11 protein-coding genes are annotated in these 18592 nt (G+C 48.6%); 4 read left to right on the forward strand and 7 right to left on the reverse strand.

Annotation, left to right across the window (positions count from 1 at the left end; genetic code table 11):
• Positions 1–179 precede the first annotated feature (179 nt).
• Positions 180–1070 carry a LysR family transcriptional regulator gene (locus H6G89_RS06965; protein WP_190504585.1) on the forward strand — a complete coding sequence of 297 codons (891 nt, stop codon included), beginning with the start codon at positions 180–182 and terminating at the stop codon, positions 1068–1070.
• Here H6G89_RS06965 and H6G89_RS06970 read toward each other — a convergent pair.
• Together H6G89_RS06970 and H6G89_RS06975 are read right to left on the reverse strand one after the other, a co-directional pair.
• A complete protein-coding gene (locus tag H6G89_RS06970) occupies positions 1049–1897 on the reverse strand; it encodes a CPBP family intramembrane glutamic endopeptidase (RefSeq protein ID WP_190504586.1) in 849 nt (282 codons plus the stop codon). The genes H6G89_RS06965 and H6G89_RS06970 overlap by 22 nt on opposite strands.
• A complete protein-coding gene (locus H6G89_RS06975) occupies positions 1869–2777 on the reverse strand; it encodes a polysaccharide lyase (RefSeq protein WP_190504587.1) in 909 nt (302 codons plus the stop codon). Before H6G89_RS06975 ends, H6G89_RS06970 begins: the two co-directional genes overlap by 29 nt.
• Before the next feature lie 168 nt (positions 2778–2945).
• Between H6G89_RS06975 and H6G89_RS06980 the strand changes: the two genes are divergently transcribed.
• Complete coding sequence (locus H6G89_RS06980) at positions 2946–3989, forward strand: S-layer homology domain-containing protein (protein WP_190504588.1); 1044 nt, start codon at positions 2946–2948, stop codon at positions 3987–3989.
• Between the two features lie 78 nt (positions 3990–4067).
• Positions 4068–4358 carry a hypothetical protein gene (locus tag H6G89_RS06985; protein WP_190504589.1) on the forward strand — a complete coding sequence of 97 codons (291 nt, stop codon included), beginning with the start codon at positions 4068–4070 and terminating at the stop codon, positions 4356–4358.
• A gap of 42 nt (positions 4359–4400) precedes the next feature.
• Here H6G89_RS06985 and H6G89_RS06990 read toward each other — a convergent pair whose 3' ends face one another.
• The 4 genes from H6G89_RS06990 to H6G89_RS07005 form a co-directional block, all read right to left on the reverse strand.
• Complete coding sequence (locus H6G89_RS06990; protein ID WP_190504590.1) at positions 4401–5099, reverse strand: Crp/Fnr family transcriptional regulator; 699 nt, start codon at positions 5097–5099, stop codon at positions 4401–4403.
• Positions 5100–5216: 117 nt separating this feature from the next.
• Positions 5217–5672, reverse strand: a complete 456-nt coding sequence (locus H6G89_RS06995; protein ID WP_199336572.1) for a response regulator — start codon at positions 5670–5672, stop codon at positions 5217–5219.
• Positions 5673–5949: 277 nt separating this feature from the next.
• Positions 5950–11772 carry a non-ribosomal peptide synthetase gene (locus tag H6G89_RS07000; RefSeq protein ID WP_190504591.1) on the reverse strand — a complete coding sequence of 1941 codons (5823 nt, stop codon included), beginning with the start codon at positions 11770–11772 and terminating at the stop codon, positions 5950–5952.
• Complete coding sequence (locus H6G89_RS07005) at positions 11769–15137, reverse strand: non-ribosomal peptide synthetase (protein ID WP_199336573.1); 3369 nt, start codon at positions 15135–15137, stop codon at positions 11769–11771. Before H6G89_RS07005 ends, H6G89_RS07000 begins: the two co-directional genes overlap by 4 nt.
• 982 nt (positions 15138–16119) lie before the next feature.
• On the opposite strand from H6G89_RS07005, the gene H6G89_RS07010 reads away from it, so the two are divergent.
• A complete protein-coding gene (locus tag H6G89_RS07010) occupies positions 16120–16305 on the forward strand; it encodes a hypothetical protein (protein WP_190504592.1) in 186 nt (61 codons plus the stop codon).
• Positions 16306–16383: 78 nt separating this feature from the next.
• Here the strand turns inward: H6G89_RS07010 and H6G89_RS07015 are convergent, their stop codons facing one another.
• Positions 16384–18555, reverse strand: coding sequence for a GUN4 domain-containing protein (locus tag H6G89_RS07015; RefSeq protein WP_190504593.1), 2172 nt, complete (start codon positions 18553–18555; stop codon positions 16384–16386).
• Between the last annotated feature and the right edge of the window lie 37 nt (positions 18556–18592).

An 18592-nucleotide genomic window follows, 5' to 3' on the forward strand; every position in this document is an offset into this window, starting at 1 on the left:
TTCTTTCCTACAGACGCGATAAATCACACCTCTTCTCTTTTCTTATCCTTCATCCTTCATCGTTTATCCTTTTTTTTCCCTCTTCTTTCCTACAGACGCGATAAATCGCGCCTCTTCCCTTTTCTTTTATCCTTCATCCTTCATCGTTTATCCTTCTTCTTTCTCTCTTCTTTTTTCCTATGAACCTCTCTCAGCTTCGAGCGATCGTGACAGTCGCCGACTGCAAAAACTTTAGTGAAGCCGCTCTCTTGCTGAACGTTAACCAGTCTTCAGTGAGTTATGCGATCGCCGCTCTAGAAGATGAGTTGGGTGTGCCGTTATTTATGCGAGGTCGGCATGGAGCAACGGTCACTCCGGCAGGTGAAAAGATTACTCGCTATGCGCGAGAAGTGTTGCAACTGATCGAGTTGATGCAGCGAGAGGCAAACCTGCAAAAGAGTTTGCAGGGTGGACAGGTACGAGTTGCAGCATTTCGGAGTGTGGCGACTCATGTGCTGCCGAGGATTATTGCTCAGTTTCGTCAGGAGTTTCCCGCAGTCGAGCTACAACTGGTTGAGGGTAATCACGATAACGAAGTCGCAACAGCCTTGCGGGAGCACCGAGCTGATATTGGCTTTATGGAACTTCCTGCACCTGATGAATTTGATACCTGGGAATTCATGCGCGATGAATATCTAGTATTGTTGCCGCCCGGTGTCACTCCCCGATGCGACTTGCTGACCTGGAGTGAGTTGGCTGCCTTACCGCTTATTCTGCCACCTGCTCAGTATGCCTGTGATATCGCCCTGCATAAGCATTTGGAGGCAGTTGCTCCGCCATTGAATGTGGCGCACATCATCAATCAAGATTCCACCATTGTGAATATGGTGCGACAGGGGTTAGCTGCTGCAATCTTGCCAAGACTGGCAGCAGAACCGATTCCAGAGAGCATTCAAGTGTGTTCGTTGCCTGTTCCCTTTGAGCGAGTGATTGGAGTAGCAACCCTCTCAAATAAACTGCATGTTCCGGCTGTGTTTGCGTTTCTGAAGTTGTTGAAACTTGAGCCTCATCAAGCCTTGAGAAAATCGTGAAGGTCAAGCGTGAACCAAAGGATTGCGCCGACGATGACCAGAAAGACAAGTCCTACGAGTCCCGAAAGGGGTTTGCCATTTGATCCGGTTATCCAGGCGATCGCTGGATTGGGGTACGTCAGCGATTGGGTTGAATCGAGGGTGGCGATCGCCCAGATCCACCCGGCATGAAGCCCTACTGCCAATCCTAAATTGCCGTTGTCTGCCCAGCGTGCCAGCACGAGCACCATCCCCAGTAACCATAACCCCGGCAGTTGGGGCAGTTGTTCTGCACCTTCCCAGAGGAGGTGTAGCACGGCAAAGATCCCACTGGCGATCGCGGCGGCTATCCAGGGTGAGTAGTCCTGTTGCAGTTGATTGACTAGAAAACCGCGAAAGATCACTTCTTCGGTGAGGCTGACCCAAATGCCCAATGCCAGAGTTGAGAGTGCAGTGGTCAGAGAGATGGGACTTTGAGCAGGGTCTATCTGCCACTTAATCCAGCCCAACCCCCATTGCAGAGCAAACAATCCCCCTAGGCTCAAGGCTCCAGCGATCAAGCCAACTCCACCAGAGAGCAACACAGTGATATCCCACGGCAAACCATACGCCGCGAAAGATTCCCCTTGCACCGTTGCCACACCCCACAACATCAGTGGAGCCAGGATGTAGAGGGATGCCAGCAGAGGCAGTTTTTGAGTGGGAGTAATCGGTTGAGGAGGTCGCCACTTCAGCGCGATCGCCAGAGGAATCGCAATCGGCAACCAGGCGATCGTCCAGATGCCAAAGAAAACAGCGATGGTCAGCAATGCGGGGGCTTCAGTCAGGGCGGATTTCAGGAGCGACATCGACAGAATAGAGGACAAAGTCGGCAAAATCAGTGTACACACTCACGGGGGTTGCCCACGATGGATCTCCCCCACCAAAGAAAGTGGAGAAGAAGATGCCGTTGAGATGGAGGGTGTCTACCCGACGGAACGTCACATCTTCTTCATCGAGGACTGTATCGCCATCAAACCAGACCCGAATTCGCCCATCATCCTGGTCAGGGTGATTTAACACCACTTCCTGTTCGATGTGATGCCACACCCCCGGACGAAACCGCCAGTTTCCTCGCCCCAGCGAGGTTCCATGCTCTGCGCTGGTAGGCAAATAGGCATACACTTCACCATCTCCGCGTCGTCGCCACATGTATCGGGTTGAGAAGCCGTCCATCCCTGTTGGAATGGCTCGACCACTGGCACCGTCTCCACCAAACAAACCAGGCAACTTGCCCCCTTTAACGAAGTCAAAATTGTCGGAAAATCGCACGTAATAACTGAGCCGCAATGCGTCACAAGGGGTGACTCCCAATTCGCCATAAAACTGGCCGCCGCCCAAAGGAGCACCAATGGTGCGGGCGACACTGGGACTGGCAGAACCCGCCGGATAGTTTGCCCGTAGCACCTTGGAAAACTGACCGCTCTGGTCGGGCAAGACCTCCAGGTTTTCTAGCCCCCAGGAATCGCGATCGCGCCTTTGCCAGTTATCCAGCCAGTTGCTCTGCTCAAAATCACTCCGCCACAGAATATGCTCAGGGGAGTCAGCAGAGTCAGTCGAGGGTCGTCCAGGAGACGCATCTCCGTAGGCGCGGGGTGCTATCCCGACACAACCTGTCAAGGTAATGACTAATGCAACTCCAAACAGAATCAGGTAGGTAATCACACTCCGACTGAAGTGAAATCGCATGGTATTGACAAGAGAGGTAGTGGTTAGAAGTCAATCGTCAATCATGATTTGCAGCACATCGACTGTAACAGATAGCAACTGTTCTCTATGCTCTTCCTTAAGAGATAAGTCAACAGGGTTTTTGTCGTCGTAGGATAATTTGGACGATACTGCTCAGTCTGGTAAACCATGACGAATCTACCGCCCTCTGACCCCCAACCCTCCCGCCGCGATCGCGATGAAATTGTGGCTGTTGTTGTTGCCTTTGCTGCGATCGGCTCGATCTTGGCATGGGGCTTAAGCCGCACTGACCAGGGCTTTGACCTGTTGAATACACCCATTGTGTCAGGGGTGTTCTCTCCTACTGATCCCGCTGCAAATCCCCCAACGCCTGGTGCTTCAGCGATCCCGTTTGTGCCACCAGAAGGGGAAGAGGAGGAAGATAGCCCCCGCATCGTGACCGAAGATGAGGAAGGGCGACTGGTTGACCCAACCGAGCCATCTGGGGCGATCGTGCCTGTTCCTGTTCCCAATCGTGATAATCGGGCAGATGTTCGCACCTCAGACACGACGGATGCTGGTGTTGTCCCGGTTCCCGCTGCGACGGTTGGGGCTGAATCTCCTGCTCCGTCTCCAACGGGCGATGCGGTTGAGTTTCCCGATGTGCCTCGCGATTATTGGGCTTATCCCTTCATTACCGAGTTGTCAAGACGAGGGATCCTGACGGGAACAGAGGATGGCACCTTTAGACCAGAGCAACCAATCACCCGTGCAGAATATGCTGCTCTGCTGCAAAACATGAATAACCCGGAGCGGTTGAACTCCATCGCGTTTAATGATTTGCCACCCGACTATTGGGCGACTCCGGCGATCGACAATGCCATCAAAACAGGTTTTATGCGCGGCTATCCCGGCAACGTCTTTCAACCCAACCAGGAAATTCCCCGGTTCCAGGTCTTGATTTCGCTTGTGAATGGATATGGGCTATCGAATCCCACCAATCCTGATCCAATTGTGCAAACCTTTAGCGATCGCACTCAAATTCCGGATTACGCCGTTCAACCTGTAGCGGCAGCAACCCAATCGGGGTTGGTTGTGAACTACCCTGAGAGGACGCAACTGGAGCCGAACCGTCCCGTGACCCGCGCTGAGGTGGCGGCGATCGTCTATCAGGCGTTGGTGGCAACCGAGCAAGCGGAGCCAATTGAGTCCCCCTATGTGGTGAAACCGTAACAGAGCCAAAACCCAGAGGAGGGGCGATCGCACCAGAGTTAGCTCAAAAAGGGGTAGGTTTTGAGTTAGCATCGTGACATGCGACCTTTGCGATTACTGTTTGAAACTCGCGAGGCAGCCCGTGAGGTTGCCTTCATGTTGCGGTGCGAATACGACGGATGCACGCTGATTACTCTTCCCCCTGTGTATGACACGGTGGCGTTGCGGGTGGCGATCGAGCTAACGGGGGCTGATTTTTGTTTTGACGGAGACCACTACCCATTAGTGTTGCCTCCGCTCAAGGACGAGCTAACCCAGGGGAGCCACCCCCCTGTCTCAGATTTAATTAGCCGCAAAGCAGAATTGTGGTGTAACGAAGTTCCGTTTTAACGGCAGACACACGCTGAGAACGGAAGCGGGAAGTGCGAAGCGTTACTTTTTTCCCAGAAGGCGATCGTATTCTATTTGAATGCGTTGAAAGCATTCACAGGCAGACACCTCTAGCCCAGCTTGATCAAGAATTTGGACATTTCCCCGACGATATTGGATCAGGTTTTGCGCTTGCAGTTTTTGCGCTGCCAGTGTTACCCCGGCTCGCCGAACGCCCAGCATTGTCGCGATAAACTCCTGGGTTAGAGGCAAATAGTCGGAGTGAATCCGTTCTTGTGTTTCTAACAGCCAGCGTGGTAAGCGTTGTTCTAAGGTATGGAGCGAGTTGCAAGCTGCGGTTTGGGTGATTTGTACCATAAACGCCTGAACGTAGCGCAATAACACATCGCGCAGTTCCCCATTGCGATCAAACTCCTGTTGCACAACCGGAGCCTCAATCTTCATGGCTTTGCCCGGAACTTGTACCACGTATTCTGTCTGGGTAGTTGAGTTGTCTCCCATTAAGGCATTAATTCCCAGCACTTCTCGACTGCCGACCATACTCACCTCTGCTGTTGCCCCGTCCTGCATGGTCACTGTGATAGAGATGATGCAGTCAATTGGAAAATAAAGATGGGACAAGAGTTCGCCCGGTTTGTGGATGATCTTCCCTTGCTCTAAACTGACAGGAACGAGGTAGGGAGCAAGTCTTTGAAGTACAGCAGGAGACAGATTAGCTAATATTTGGTTTTCAGCGGTCATAGAAGCCTCAGAAGAACTGTAAGAGAGGCTGTCTGTGCAATTGTGTAAAGTTTGTACAATACTGTTCACAGTTGAAACTACAGCCGAACTCAGAATCGGTTGACTGAAAAGAGGTAATTAACCTCTTTTAAACTGCTCAGTCAAGCAAGCTACCGTTGCCATTAACTCGTCCAGATCAATTGGTTTAGACAGGTATCTGCAAAATCCAGCTGCAAGAACGCGATCGCCTTCGCTAACACAAGTGGTTAGAGCGATCGCTGGGAGCGTTGTACAGTGCGTTGTTTCAAAAACTTTGACCTGGCTAATCAGTGAGTATCCATCCTCATCAGGCAACATAATTTCAGCAATTAAGAGGTCAGGACGACTCTGACGAATGATTGTAAGCGACTCGCTGACACTGCTGGCAGTGATTATCTCAACTCCATACTCCTGAAATAAGATCGCCAGCAATTCCCTAGAGTCAGGATCGCCATCTACCACGAGCACTCGTAAACCTGATTCGAGTAACGCTGAACCATCCATATTAGCAGACACGCTTAATGCAGAATGGGGCAGTATCAAGGAAGTAGCCAAGAGACGCTCTCTCAAATATCAAGAATTGCACCATGCGTTTTAGCCCCAGGGGTTTGTCTATTGATACCCTGTGAAATGTTCTTGAGGATAATTTGTGTTGCTTGAAGTCGTAGAAATATATTCAAGTGTGTTGTTCATAAACCTTAAGCTTACAATAGCTTTGAATAGGGATAGGAGTCAGTACGGAACCGTACAACGATATTGAATCAGTATTGAATCAGTCACTTTGACGTGACGATCCGATTGAAGCGATGATCTGAAAATGACTGTGAAACGACTACAGATATTGTCGCAGTTGTTGTGCCAGGGTTTGTACATGGGGTTGTTGCAGCAGCGACAAATGATTGCCTGGAACGAGATGCACTTGAATGTCATTTGCCAGGGTTCCCCATCCCAGGGTTGGGTCATGCCCTATCGCGTCGGGTTGTTCGGTGGCTTTAAACAATGTAATCCGCTGTGAGTAGGGCTGAGGTACATAGCGATAAGCCGCCTGGGCGTTGGCATAGACTATGGGCAGGAGCGATCGCATGGCAGACTCATCCAGGAGTTGGAGGCGAGACTCTTCAGGGAGCAAATGGGCGATCGCCGACCACTGCCAGCGAGACAACCAGGAATTCAACGGTCGCAGTCGATTGACGGCAAGTGCTCCGTAATCCAGGAGAAAGGGCAACGTAGACCAGAGAGCAGTGCCCAACAGGAATTTGAGGTTTTGCCAAAAAGAGAGTTTGTTGACAGGCGCAGGTGTGTCTAAGATCGCGAGCAATGCGATCGGGTGTCCAGCTTGAGTGAGTTGTTGTGCCATTTCAAGGGCAACTAACCCACCAAATGACCATCCCCCCAGAAAATAGGGTCCCTCTGGCTGAAGGGTTTGAATCGCTTGAAGATAGTAGGTGGCGATCGCCTCAATCCGGTTGAGTGGGGGCGATTGCCCATCCAACCCTAACGGTTGCAAACCATAAAAACTGCGGTTGCTTTGGGATTTTGTAGAAGAGCCATCGTTGGCTAAGTGATGCGCCAGTTCTAAATAAGGAAACACCACACCAAACATGGGATGCACACAAAAGAAGGGTTGTTTGCTATGACCCAGGGTCAGAGGGATCAGAGGCGATCGGGCGGTGAAGGGGGATGGGGGAACGGTGGAGTTTTGGATGTTGGATTGGGGATTTTGGGTTTCAGAGGACTCATTCCCCGGCGGATGGGAGTCCTGACCCAGCGTCGTTCCTGTCGCTAAGGGGAGATTAGATGTCAGTGTTTCCGGTTGGGGGTTTGATAACATTGACCGTTTGCGCCGATAGGCAGCCCGATCCAGTCGAACGATGGGAGGAGCCTGGGGTGTTGCGATCGCATCTCGTAACGTTTCAAGGATGGGAGCCAGTTGGGCGATCGTCGGTGCCTCAAAGACGCTTTTTAACGGCAGTTCTAACTCAAAAGCATCGCGTATACGGGAGGTCATTTGGGTGGCTAACAAGGAGTGTCCACCTAACTCAAAAAAGTTATCGTGGATGTTTACGTGTTTGAGTTGGAGCAACTCTTTCCAGATGTCAACCAGAGTGGTTTCAGTGGGCGTTAATGGTGTGCTGGTGGGGGTTGACGCGGAAACCCAGTCGTCGCTGAAGGCGGGTAGGGCACGGCGATCGAGTTTGCCGCTAGCAGTAAGAGGCAGCGAAGCTAATGGGATAAAGGTAGAAGGCACCATGTAATCGGGCAACGTTTGCCGTAGGTAGTGACGCAGTTGGGGGATGAGTTGGCGTGCAAAGTTGGATTGCAGCGGATGATTGGTGAAACCAGGGAGAGAACTGGATATCCCCCAATCCCTTACTCGTTGAGGGTTTTTGACGCTAGGCTCAATATCTCTTCGAGTCAAAACCACATCATAATCGCCTGTTTCTGGTTGGGTTGACCAGGTAATTTCGACGTGATAGGGCAACGTTGTTTCTAAATCCCACCAGTCTTGTGGATCAATGGCTAAATCTGTGAAATTTTGCAGATCCTCTCGCATTCGTCCAACAGTTTTAGGAGCATCTTTAGTTCGCAACCAGTTCGCAATTTTGACAGCTTTATGGACTCGGCTGTTTGTAATATTGGTAATCGTCCATCTCTCTGGTCTATGCTCAAGCAGTTTCGCTTGAATCTCTTTTACAGTGATTGGGTTTCGTTTCCAATGATGTTGCTGATCGGGTTCTGGCAATCCCGAAAGTTCTAAGGATTCAGGAGTCCACGTCTGTAACAAGACGTTATAGCGGAATTGGGTCATTTCATTATGGCTGCGACCCCGTGAGAGACGAATTTGCACCTGCCCAATATTCTCAAAGCGATCGCGCAACATCTCAAAAAAGGCTGGGGCGATCGCCAGTTCAGGTTCTTCAAAGTGCGATCGCTCTACCTGTTGCTGGAGTTGGTTTCGCTCTAAGTTGGCATCTGCCTGACAAAATCGCATCCAGCTATGAAAAGCAGTTAACAACGACAGATTTCGCACATCCCCAATGAATACCACACCTCCGGGTGTGACTGCCTGAAGTGCGCCTTCTAACACTTGCAGGAGGTAAGGTTGACTGGGGAAATACTGCACGATCGAGTTGAGAATGACGACATCAAATGATGCCAGATCAATGTCTTCAAAGTCGGTTGCCACTCGTTGCAACAGTTCCACATGAGGTAGATTCAGAGCACTCAACTGATTCTGAATCGACTCTAGCGAAACACTCGAAAAGTCAGTCCCGACATACTTCTGACAATGTGGTGCAATTTGAAACAGTAACAGTCCAGTGCCACAACCAATCTCTAAGACTCGTCTGGGGTTGAGCGCGAGGATCTGCTGGACGCGATCGCTCACCCACTCCTGCATCTGCTCTAAGGGAATGGGTTCTCCGGTGTAACTGCTGTTCCAACCTGTGGTGTTGAAGTGGGGCGTGGGGCGTGCGGTTTGACTGCGCTCACCGCTCAGGGAGTGGGGTGTGCGAGATTGATAGGTCTGGTTGTAGAGCGTTTGCCAGTGTTGAATCTGTTGATTTTGCAGAGAGGGCAGGAGGGTTTGTTGAAGGTGCTGCTGGTTAAGCGTGAAGTAAGTGATTAAACGCTTCTCATTAGATGCTCCCTCTGATGCAATGACAACCGCATCTTGAATGGCGGGATGGCGTTGCACAGTGGCTTCGATTTCGCCTAATTCCACCCGAAATCCTCGAATCTTGACTTGATGATCGACTCGACCGAGAAACTCAATCGTGCCATCGGGGCGATATTGGGCGCGATCGCCTGTTTTGTAGACGAGTGTCGATCCCTCCGCCTGTGGCACTTCCTCGATTGAAGGGGGCAAAGGGAGAGCCATAAACCGTTCTGCTGTTAACTCTGGACGATTGAGATAACCCTGCGCTACCCCTGCACCGCCAATGTATAACTCGCCTGGAATGCCTGCGGGGAGAGGATTGAGATGAGCATCGAGAATGTAGACCTGGGTATTGAGGATGGGGCGACCTATGATGAGAGGATTGTCACCGGGATGGAGTTCGGCAACGGTTGCCCAGATAGTGGTTTCGGTGGGCCCATAGGCATTGAAAAAGTGGCGATCCACTGCCCAGTGATCGACCACCTGGCTAGAGCAGGCTTCTCCCCCGGTAATCAATACCTGGAGGTCAGGAAGCTCCGCCGCCGGGAGAACTGCTAACGCCGCTGGAGTAATCAGGGCATGGGTAATGGCGTTTTCCTGTAAAAACTGCACCAGTGCCATTCCCGGTTGTTGGGCAGGTTTGGGAGGAATGTACAGCGTGCCACCAGATCCTAATGCCAGAGCCATCTCAAAAATAGAAGCATCAAAACTGATAGAACTAAACTGCAAAATGCGACTGTGACGAGACAATTGAAAGACCTGCTGTTGCGCCGCAACAACGTTACACAAGCCCCGATGAGTGAGCAAAACTCCTTTTGGTGTGCCTGTGGAACCAGAGGTGTAGATGACGTAGGCGAGATGGTTCGGAGTAGTTGTCGTTCTACGAGCAGGGGGAAGGAGGGGGGAAGGAGCGGGGGATTGGTCTAACCGTAGGATTTGCGCCGACGATGTAGGGAGGTTCTCCACTAGCCAGGATTGCGTTAGCAGAATTGCAACCTGTGTATCGGTCAACATGAACTGGAGGCGATCGCTCGGATAGCTAGGATCAAGTGGGACATAGGCTCCTCCAGCTTTGAGAATGCCTAAAATCCCGATCACCATATCGGCAGAGCGATCGACACACAATCCCACCAGCGTGTTGGGTTGTACGCCCATCTGTTGCAACCTTTGCGCTAGATGTTCGGCTTGTTGGTTGAGGTCAGAGTAGGTGAGTGATCCCTGTTCTGTCACCAGGGCGATCGCCTCTGGATCTTGTTGTGCTTGTGCTTCAAAGATGTGATGGAAGCAGAGATTTGGGGTCGCTCCCACAAACTCCTGAAGCGGGGTTGTGAAGTTGTTTTCCTGCGTGAAGGGCGATCGCCCCCAGTTCAGCCAAATTTGCTGGTGTTCTGCGGGGGTGAGGAGTGGCAACTCCGACAATCGAGCGTCGGGATTGGCAACAATTCCTTGTAACAGGGTTTGGAAATGCCCGATGAGGCGACCGATGCGATCGCGATCAAACAAGTCCGTACTGTAGGCGATGAAGCCGCTCAAACCGTCTTGCGATCGCCACAGGCTTCGTAGTCCGTGGGCAGGTTCCCACAAATGTACTTCCAGGTCAAAGCGGGTACTACCGGACTCCAGCGGAGCAGGCTCTAGCATCAATTCCGGCAGTTCCAACGGTTGCATGGGAGCATTTTGCAGGGCAAAGGCAACTTGAAACAGAGGATTACGACTGAGATCGCGATCGGGGTCGAGTTCCTCAACCAACTTCTCAAACGGCAAGTCCTGATGCTCATAGGCTGCCAATGCAACCTGCCGCACTCGCTCCAGCCATTCGCGAAAAGTAGGGTTTCCCGACAGGTCTGCTCGTAACACCAGACTGTTTACAAAAAAGCCAATTAGCCCCTCTAACTCGCTGCGGTGGCGGTTTGCAATGGGGGAGCCGATCGCCAGATCCGTCTGCCCCGTATAGCGATAGAGCAACGTCTGAAAGGCAGCTAGCAGGGTCATAAAGAGAGATGCTCCTGATTCCTGACTCAGAGCTTCCAATGTCTGCGTCAGAGCCGGAGCAATCTGCAATGGGAATGTTGCCCCGCGATAGGTCTGGACAGTTGATCGGGGGCGATCGCTTGGCAATTCCAATCCCGGCAAATCCCGTAGTTGTCTGCGCCAGTATGTCAATTGCTTCTCTAATATCTCCCCCTGTAACTGGTTGCGTTGCCAGTGTGCGAAGTCACTGTATTGAATGGGTAAAGGAGATAGTGTAGGCGATCGCCCCTCTATAAAAGCGGTGTAGTGAGTTGCCAGTTCTTGAATGAGGACTCCAAGTGACCAGCCATCAGCCACAATGTGGTGTAATGTGAGTAACAAAACTGAGTGAGTTGAGTCAAATTGCAACAACGTGATACGCAACAATCCATCAGTTTCTAAGTTAAACGGACGTTGTGCTTCAGCGGTTGCTAACTGCTGACTGATCCGTTCACGTTCGCTCACTGCAACGGTTTGCAAGTTGACGACCGTTAACTCAACGGTACGATTGGGCTCCACAATCTGGACAGGTTCTCCATCCAGGGTCGTAAAGCGGGTACGAAGGGCAGCATGACGACGCACAATGGCTTGAAACGATCGCTCCAGTGCGGTTTGATCCAGATTGCCTGTTAAGCGAATGGCAGCGGGCACATTGTAAAAGGGGTTATCCGGTGCGAGTTGGTAGAGAAACCAGAGTCGCTGTTGGGCGAAGGAGAGGGGATGGGGGAGTAACGGGTTAGAGGGGTGAGGGAGTAGAGGGGTGATCGGCAAGATGCTGTTGTTTGCTGTTTTCCGATGCAGGTAGGCAACTAATTCGGCTTTGCGATCGCTCAAGGCTTGGCGCAATTCAGTTGTTAGGGTTCCGGTGGGAGCACTACAGCGTAAACGAATCTGATCCAAGGCAGTAGGGTCGTCTCCCTCGACAAAAACCTGCACGTCCAGACTTTTGAGATGGGAGACAAATTCAGCAATGGATTGATGGGTCATACCTCTACTTCCTCACGTTGATGCCATTCCGATGCTTGCCCGTTCACCCCTGCCGGGGGCAGGTCTGATTCCGCAGACGGCACCGTTGCTTGATGGAATGTAGTCATCACCTGTGCGAGTTCTGCAATTGTGGGTGTTTCAAACACTTTGCGGAGTGGGAGTTCTACTTGAAAGCGATCGCGAATGCGTGAGACGAGTTGCGTTGCCAGCAGAGAATGTCCCCCCAGTTCAAAGAAATTGTCGTGAATCCCAACGTGCGATCGCCCCAGGAGTTGCGTCCAGAGGTCAACCAGAGCCGCTTCCAAAGATGTGGTCGGGGCAGCGGTTGAGTGAGTGATTTGGGGGGTGCTCAGATCTGGTAACGGCAAGGCTTTCTGATCAACCTTGCCATTGGCAGTCAGCGGCAACGTATCCAGCACCACAAACGCAGCAGGCACCATATAGATTGGCAATTTCGCTTTGAGAAACGATCGCAAATCTCGCTCTGTCGGTTCCATCAATTGGTTAGGAACAATGTAGGCGATCAACTGCCGTTCCCCGTCTATTTCACGGACAACGACTACGGCTGTTTGGATCATCGGATGTTGGGCGATCGCCAGTTCAATCTCACCCAACTCCACCCGAAATCCTCGAATCTTGATTTGGTGATCCGTCCGTCCTAAAAACTCTAGATTACCGTCAGTTCGGTAAAGTGCGCGATCGCCTGTTTTGTAAAGTGAGGGAGTGGGGAGTGGGGAGTCGGGAGCCGAAGAGATAGCCGACGGCTTGGTTTCATGTCCTCTTTCCCATGCCCCACGCTCTAAAATAAATCGTTCTGCGGTTAAGTCTGGACGGTTTAGATAGCCCTTTGCCAACCCATCGCCGCCTAGATAAATTTCACCGATGGCTCCAGGCGGAACTGGCTTCAGGTGAGCATCTAATACATAGACCTGGGTGTTGGCGATCGCCTGACCAATGGGAATTGTCGTTGCATTTTCTGGAATTGTTTGCACGTCGTACCAGGTAGAGAAAGTTGTATTTTCAGTAGGACCATACACATGCAGTAAGTGTTGAGGTTTGCCGCAACGAAGTATGGTACGAATGCGATCGACTGTGACTGCCTCACCCCCAAATAGTAAATATTTGAGTGTTTTAAATGCAGTGGGAATATGGCTAACGGTCTGATTGAGTAATGCGGTTGTGAGAAACAAAATTGTAATGGTGTGTGTCTCCAGTGCTGTGACAAAATCAGTGGAGGAAAGGGTCGTTTCCCGGTCAATTCCAACGAGTTGAGCCCCATTCAACAGTGCCCCCCACACTTCAAATGTGGCTGCATCAAAGGCAAGATTTGCCACCTGAGCGATGCGATCGCTCGGTTCAATCTGGATGTAGTTGGTGTTGCAGACCAACCGAACGACGGCTTGATGCGGCACCATGACCCCTTTGGGTGTTCCAGTGGAACCGGACGTGTAAATCACGTAGGCAAGCTGATCTGCCGTGCAGGGAGTAGATAAGTTCTCATCAGACTCCTGTGTAATGTCGCTCCACGACTCTTCCAGACAGACGATTTGTGTGGTTTCTGTTTGCAGGGAATCTGCCCACTCTGCCTGCGTCAGAACTACTGTAATTCCGGCATCCTCTACCATGAAGCGGAGTCGCTCTGGGGGATAGCTCGGATCAAACGGCACATAAGCACCCCCTGCTTTGAGAATGGCTAACATGGCGGCGATCGCCTCCACACCTCGCTCCAAACAAACACCGACGGGCATTTCAGTAGTAACGCCTAACCGTTGTAGATACCGCGCCAGTTGGTTACTCCCCTGGTTTAACTGCTGATAAGTAAAGGCTCGATGGTTGAATTGAGTTGCGATTGCATTTGGGTGTTGTTGTACCTGCGCTTCAAACAACTGATGAATACAAGCCTCAACAGGATAGCTCGATCGGGGATTCTGCCACTGCTGTAACAACGTTTGTTGTTCCTCCGGGGTCAATAACGGCAGTGCTGAGAGAGGCGTTTTGGGATGGGCGACAATTCCCTCCAACAGGGTTTGAAAATGCTGCCGCAGTGAGGCGATCGCCTCTGCACTAAACAAAGCCGTGTTGTACACAATCACGCCGCGCAAGCCATCCGACTGCTGCCAACCCTTGCCCCACAGGCTTCTAAAGTTATCCGCGCATTTCCACAGATAAAGCTCCAGATCAAAACGTGCCGTCTGAGTTTCTAACTCCACAGGACTCAGAACGAGTCCCGGTAAGGTGAGTTGCTCGATGGGCGTATTTTGCAGTGCAAAGACCACCTGAAACAATGGATTTTGTCCAAGATTGCGAACAGGTTGCAACTCCTCTACTAACTTCTCAAAGGGCAAATCCTGGTGAGCATATGCTGCTAGAGTGACATCTCGTACTCGCTCTAACAACTCAATAAAGCTGGGATCACCCGACAAATCGGTTCGCAACACCAAACTGTTAACTAGAAACCCGATCAAGCCCTCCAGTTCACTGCGGTGTCGATTGGCAATGGGGGAACCGATCGCCAGATCAGTCTGTCCGGTATAACGATGCAGCAATGCCTGAAACGCGGCTAACAGCGTCATAAAGAGGGTTACGCCTGCCTGTTGGCTCAAGTCCTCCAGCGCATCCAACAATTGCTGCGGTAACTCTAACAACTGGCTGGCTCCCTGATGACTGGGTAGAGACGGGCGAACCGCAGAACCCGGTAGATCGAGCACTGGGATGTCCTGTAACTGCTGCTTCCAGTAACGCAACTGACCATTCAACACCTCGCCCTGCAACCACTGCCGCTGCCAATGGGCAAAATCGGCATACTGAATCGGCAACTCTGGCAAAGCGATCGCTCTACCTTCTACGAACGCGGCATACCGTTCGCCCAACTCCCGAATCAGCACCCCACTCGACCATTCATCAAAAATGATGTGGTGCAGAGCCAGCAGCAATAGATGTTCCGCGTCTTGCAGTTGCCACACTTGCACCCGAAAGAGTGGTCCTTGATTTAACTGAAATGGGTGCTGAATCGACTGCCAAATCTGATCCAATGCAGCAGATTCGCGATCGCCAACAGGCCGTTCTCGTAGGTCGGTAAACGTGAGCGGTGCCAATACTTCGGGGGCAATCACCTGAACTAACTGCCCTTCTACAACATCAAATGTCGTTCGCAAGCTTTCATGACGCTGGACGATCGCCTGAAAACTATGATGCAGGTGCGATCGCTGAAGTGAGCCTGTGAGCCGAAAAACCAGGGGAATGATGTATAGAGCATCGCCAGGTAACAGTTGCTCGATGAACCACAAGCGTTGCTGAGCAAAGGATGCCGGAAAGATAAAAACCTCTTCCTCAACCTGCTCCTGATTCGGTTTGTCTGAAATCATTCACACCTGCACCTGTTCAAACTCCCTCTTTTGTATAGGGAAAGATGCTTCAGAGATTATGCTTTAAGATAGATTTTGAACAGCGAAAATGTGTCTTTTTGCTAAGTAACCTGGAGTTTGGGATAAAGATTTCGGCAGGCAACTCTTATACAGACCTTGTTTCCAGGTTTCCAATTGGAAATGGAGTGACGGAGACTTTGTCTCCACAAGCGTATTCCTGGCTAGAAGCCAAAGAATTTCGGCAAAATACATTTCATCCAAAATGATTAAAGAGGGTTATGCCGGGGTGAAGCGATCGCCCTACCCATACTCACCCAACTTTTTCTGGAATTGTCTAAACTGACAGTGAAGCTACAAATATCAAAACCCTTATAAAAGCTATATTCTTTACTTCCTCTCTCTACAAACAAGCCTTGGTCACACGACCAAGGCTTTTGCATTTTCTGGTTGTTTTATAGATAATTCTGGCAGCTATCTAATAGAAAGGTAGAAATAGATTACTTTGTATGGGCGATACTGGATTCGAACCAGTGCCCCCTTCCATGTGAAGGAAGTGCGATCCTTTCTGAAATCCTTGCTGAATAAAGACCATGCAATTGCGTAGTCCTATTTTATGCAATTCTTATGCAAATAGCTATATCAATGTGACAGTTAAGAATCAAAGCTTTGATGAAGTTATAGCGTAGTTCTTCAAATACCTAAAACCAAGAACCAATTACCAAGAATTCCCACCCTATGTAGCCTATTAGCAACAACAACTATAGTAAGTCTGTTCTTTATTAAGCCAGATACCTAGGATATACAAATGCATTATGTAGAAGTAACAAAACAAGTGTTTAAGTAGATTGAAGTCTTTTTGAACTCGTAGTTAATTTGAATGAAGGGCTCACCAATCAAGCAAACTTACTTAACCAAAAAATCCTGTTCTTAAATAACTCCTGTGAAGAGTATATTGGCAATGAGTTCATAGAGGATGATTTAGATGAGCAAGCCAACCAGGGAACAAAAAGAAAATGCGATGATATTGGGTTGTGTAGCTTTAGTAGGCTACTACTCAGTAATACTACCCATCGCATTTGGTTTAGGTATTGCATTTAGTTGGTGGTTAGCTTTAATTTTCCTGGTAGCAGCAACTTGGTTTTTATTCAAGGATCAACTTAAAACGTAGTACTTGGATTGGGAGATAATTTTTAACTACCAGAGCGGTTGGACGTATTAAATAATTAGGATAACTTTTATAGAAGGGTTAAACATTAATATTCGCGATTGAATGATCATCCATATGAGCAAACAACTTAACTAGCCGATCGCGACGATTTGAGCTGAACCATCCATCTTCTTTACCTGCCCAAAGACAACTAGGAAGATGTCCTTCCGGGGCTTTTTCAAAGTCATACTCAAACCGATCAGAACGTCGCCAATTATAGTTTCCATCTTTGTCACGAATTCGCCACCCAGTTTGATTACCAAATTTATCTCGGATATCCCAAGTATCCTCATCACCTAGTTGGCGGTAAATTTTTCTCTGAACACTAAAGCCAAATTTAGAATTACTATGTTCAATCCATAGTTTATCGAGTGTGTTTAGATCAGTGCGAGGGATAAATTTAATAATAGAGTCATGTAATTCAGATAATGGTTCATCTTCTTCAATGGAAACATCTATTTCAATCATCCTCTTAACAAGATCATCTGCATCATCTGCATCTTCTAAAAACTTTAAGACTGAAAGTCGTGCTGCTTCGCACATAATTTTAGCTGTTTCTTTATCAGCTTTTTTCCAATCCTTTTCTGATAAAAATTTTCTCAATTCACTAAAGTCTATACCAACAGAAGAATCTTCTACTAAAGCTTTGAATTTGTCATTCTCGCGAATGCAGCCAAATCGAGCATCATTTTGAATCTTTTCTTGTGTTTCCTTAAGATTTAGATTTAATGCATTCTTTAAGCTCGTGAGTACTTGATCTAAATCCTCAATTAATGCTGCACATGTAGCTTTTGTATACCATGCCTCAAAGTTTTCAGAATCAAGTGTAACAGCTATATCACATGCTTTAACTGCTTCATCGTAACGTCCTAATTCACATAACGATTGGCTCTTACTAAGCCAAGCAGAATAATTATGAGAACTAATTTGAATTGTATGATCATAGGACAAAATAGCTTCTTCATGCTGCCCTAACTTTTGCAACGCATTCCCTTTATTTTGCCACGCTTCAAGATAGCTTCTATCAATATAAATTGCTTTATTAAAGGATTGAATTGCTTCTCTATAAGAATTCAATTCATACAATGCATATCCTTTCAAGTTCCAAGCAATTGCAGAGATAGGATTAAGTTCAATTGCGCGATCGCAACTTGTAATTGCTTCTTTATAATTCTTGTTCCATAAATACTCAATAGACTTCTTACATAAATCTTCTGCCTGGTGAAGGATTGAGTAAGAAGTTAATTGAATATTTTGAGCTTGAAGAATTAGCTGAGAAATCATATCATATGCAACTCTTCTTACAGACTCCCACTCTTGATAGACCTTCTCTCTAGCTTTTTCATATTTCTCAAGAATTATTTGATTCTCTTGCTTTTGTTTATCACTATCAAAAAAAACATTTACACCACCTATTGCTGCTCCAATAAGACCTCCACCTCGTATAAAGTTATTGAATGCACCTTTGCCTACCTCAATTAATGTATCTTTTTCTGAAAAATCAGTTTCTAATAAATTCTGCGTGGCTTTATGAAGTTGCTTAATGGCTGAATTTACACCCGAAAAATCACTACTAGAAATTCCAAAGAAAAGAGCAGAAATTTTATTTCTATCAAGCTCAAAATTAAACGTATCTACCAAGGTTGTTATTTTATTTTCCAACTTACTAAAAACTGCTCTTAAATCAATTTCTAAATCATCTAAAAAGTCTTCTGCGACTTCATGAATGGTTTTTTCATCTTCCTCTTCAAGTCTATTAAGAATAGGTTCATTAAAACTGGCTCTCAGTGTTTCATAAATTTGATTCGAGATTTGTTCTATGTCTGCTTCTACACCTGAATTTATATCCTTGGATAAAACTGTATCTATCTCATGTGAAGCGGAGCCATGAGAATCACTGGATGTCTTACTTCCACTTGAGATTAAGATAATCTCTTGATGCCACTCTGGGAAATCTTCACCTATTTGCTTACCATATACTTTTGCCTTGTCGATTTCCGTAATGCCCAGTTTGTTTAAGCCGTCTTGAATAAAGGTGATACAAGCTTGCTTTGATGGAAGTTTTGCTGCTTCTAATAAAATCTGCAAATAATGATCCTTAAGAGCAACTTTGGCAGTGATGCCTTTGGGTTGCAGTTGGCGATTCATCAGAGCTGCGATCGCCTTGGGGTTGCCTTGCTTAGCGAGTTCTAGCAGATTAGGTTGTGTCATAAGAATAGAGTTTGCAGTGTAGCGAACGGTAGGATAC

Source organism: Oscillatoria sp. FACHB-1407 (assembly GCF_014697545.1).
Lineage (GTDB): Bacteria > Cyanobacteriota > Cyanobacteriia > Elainellales > Elainellaceae > FACHB-1407.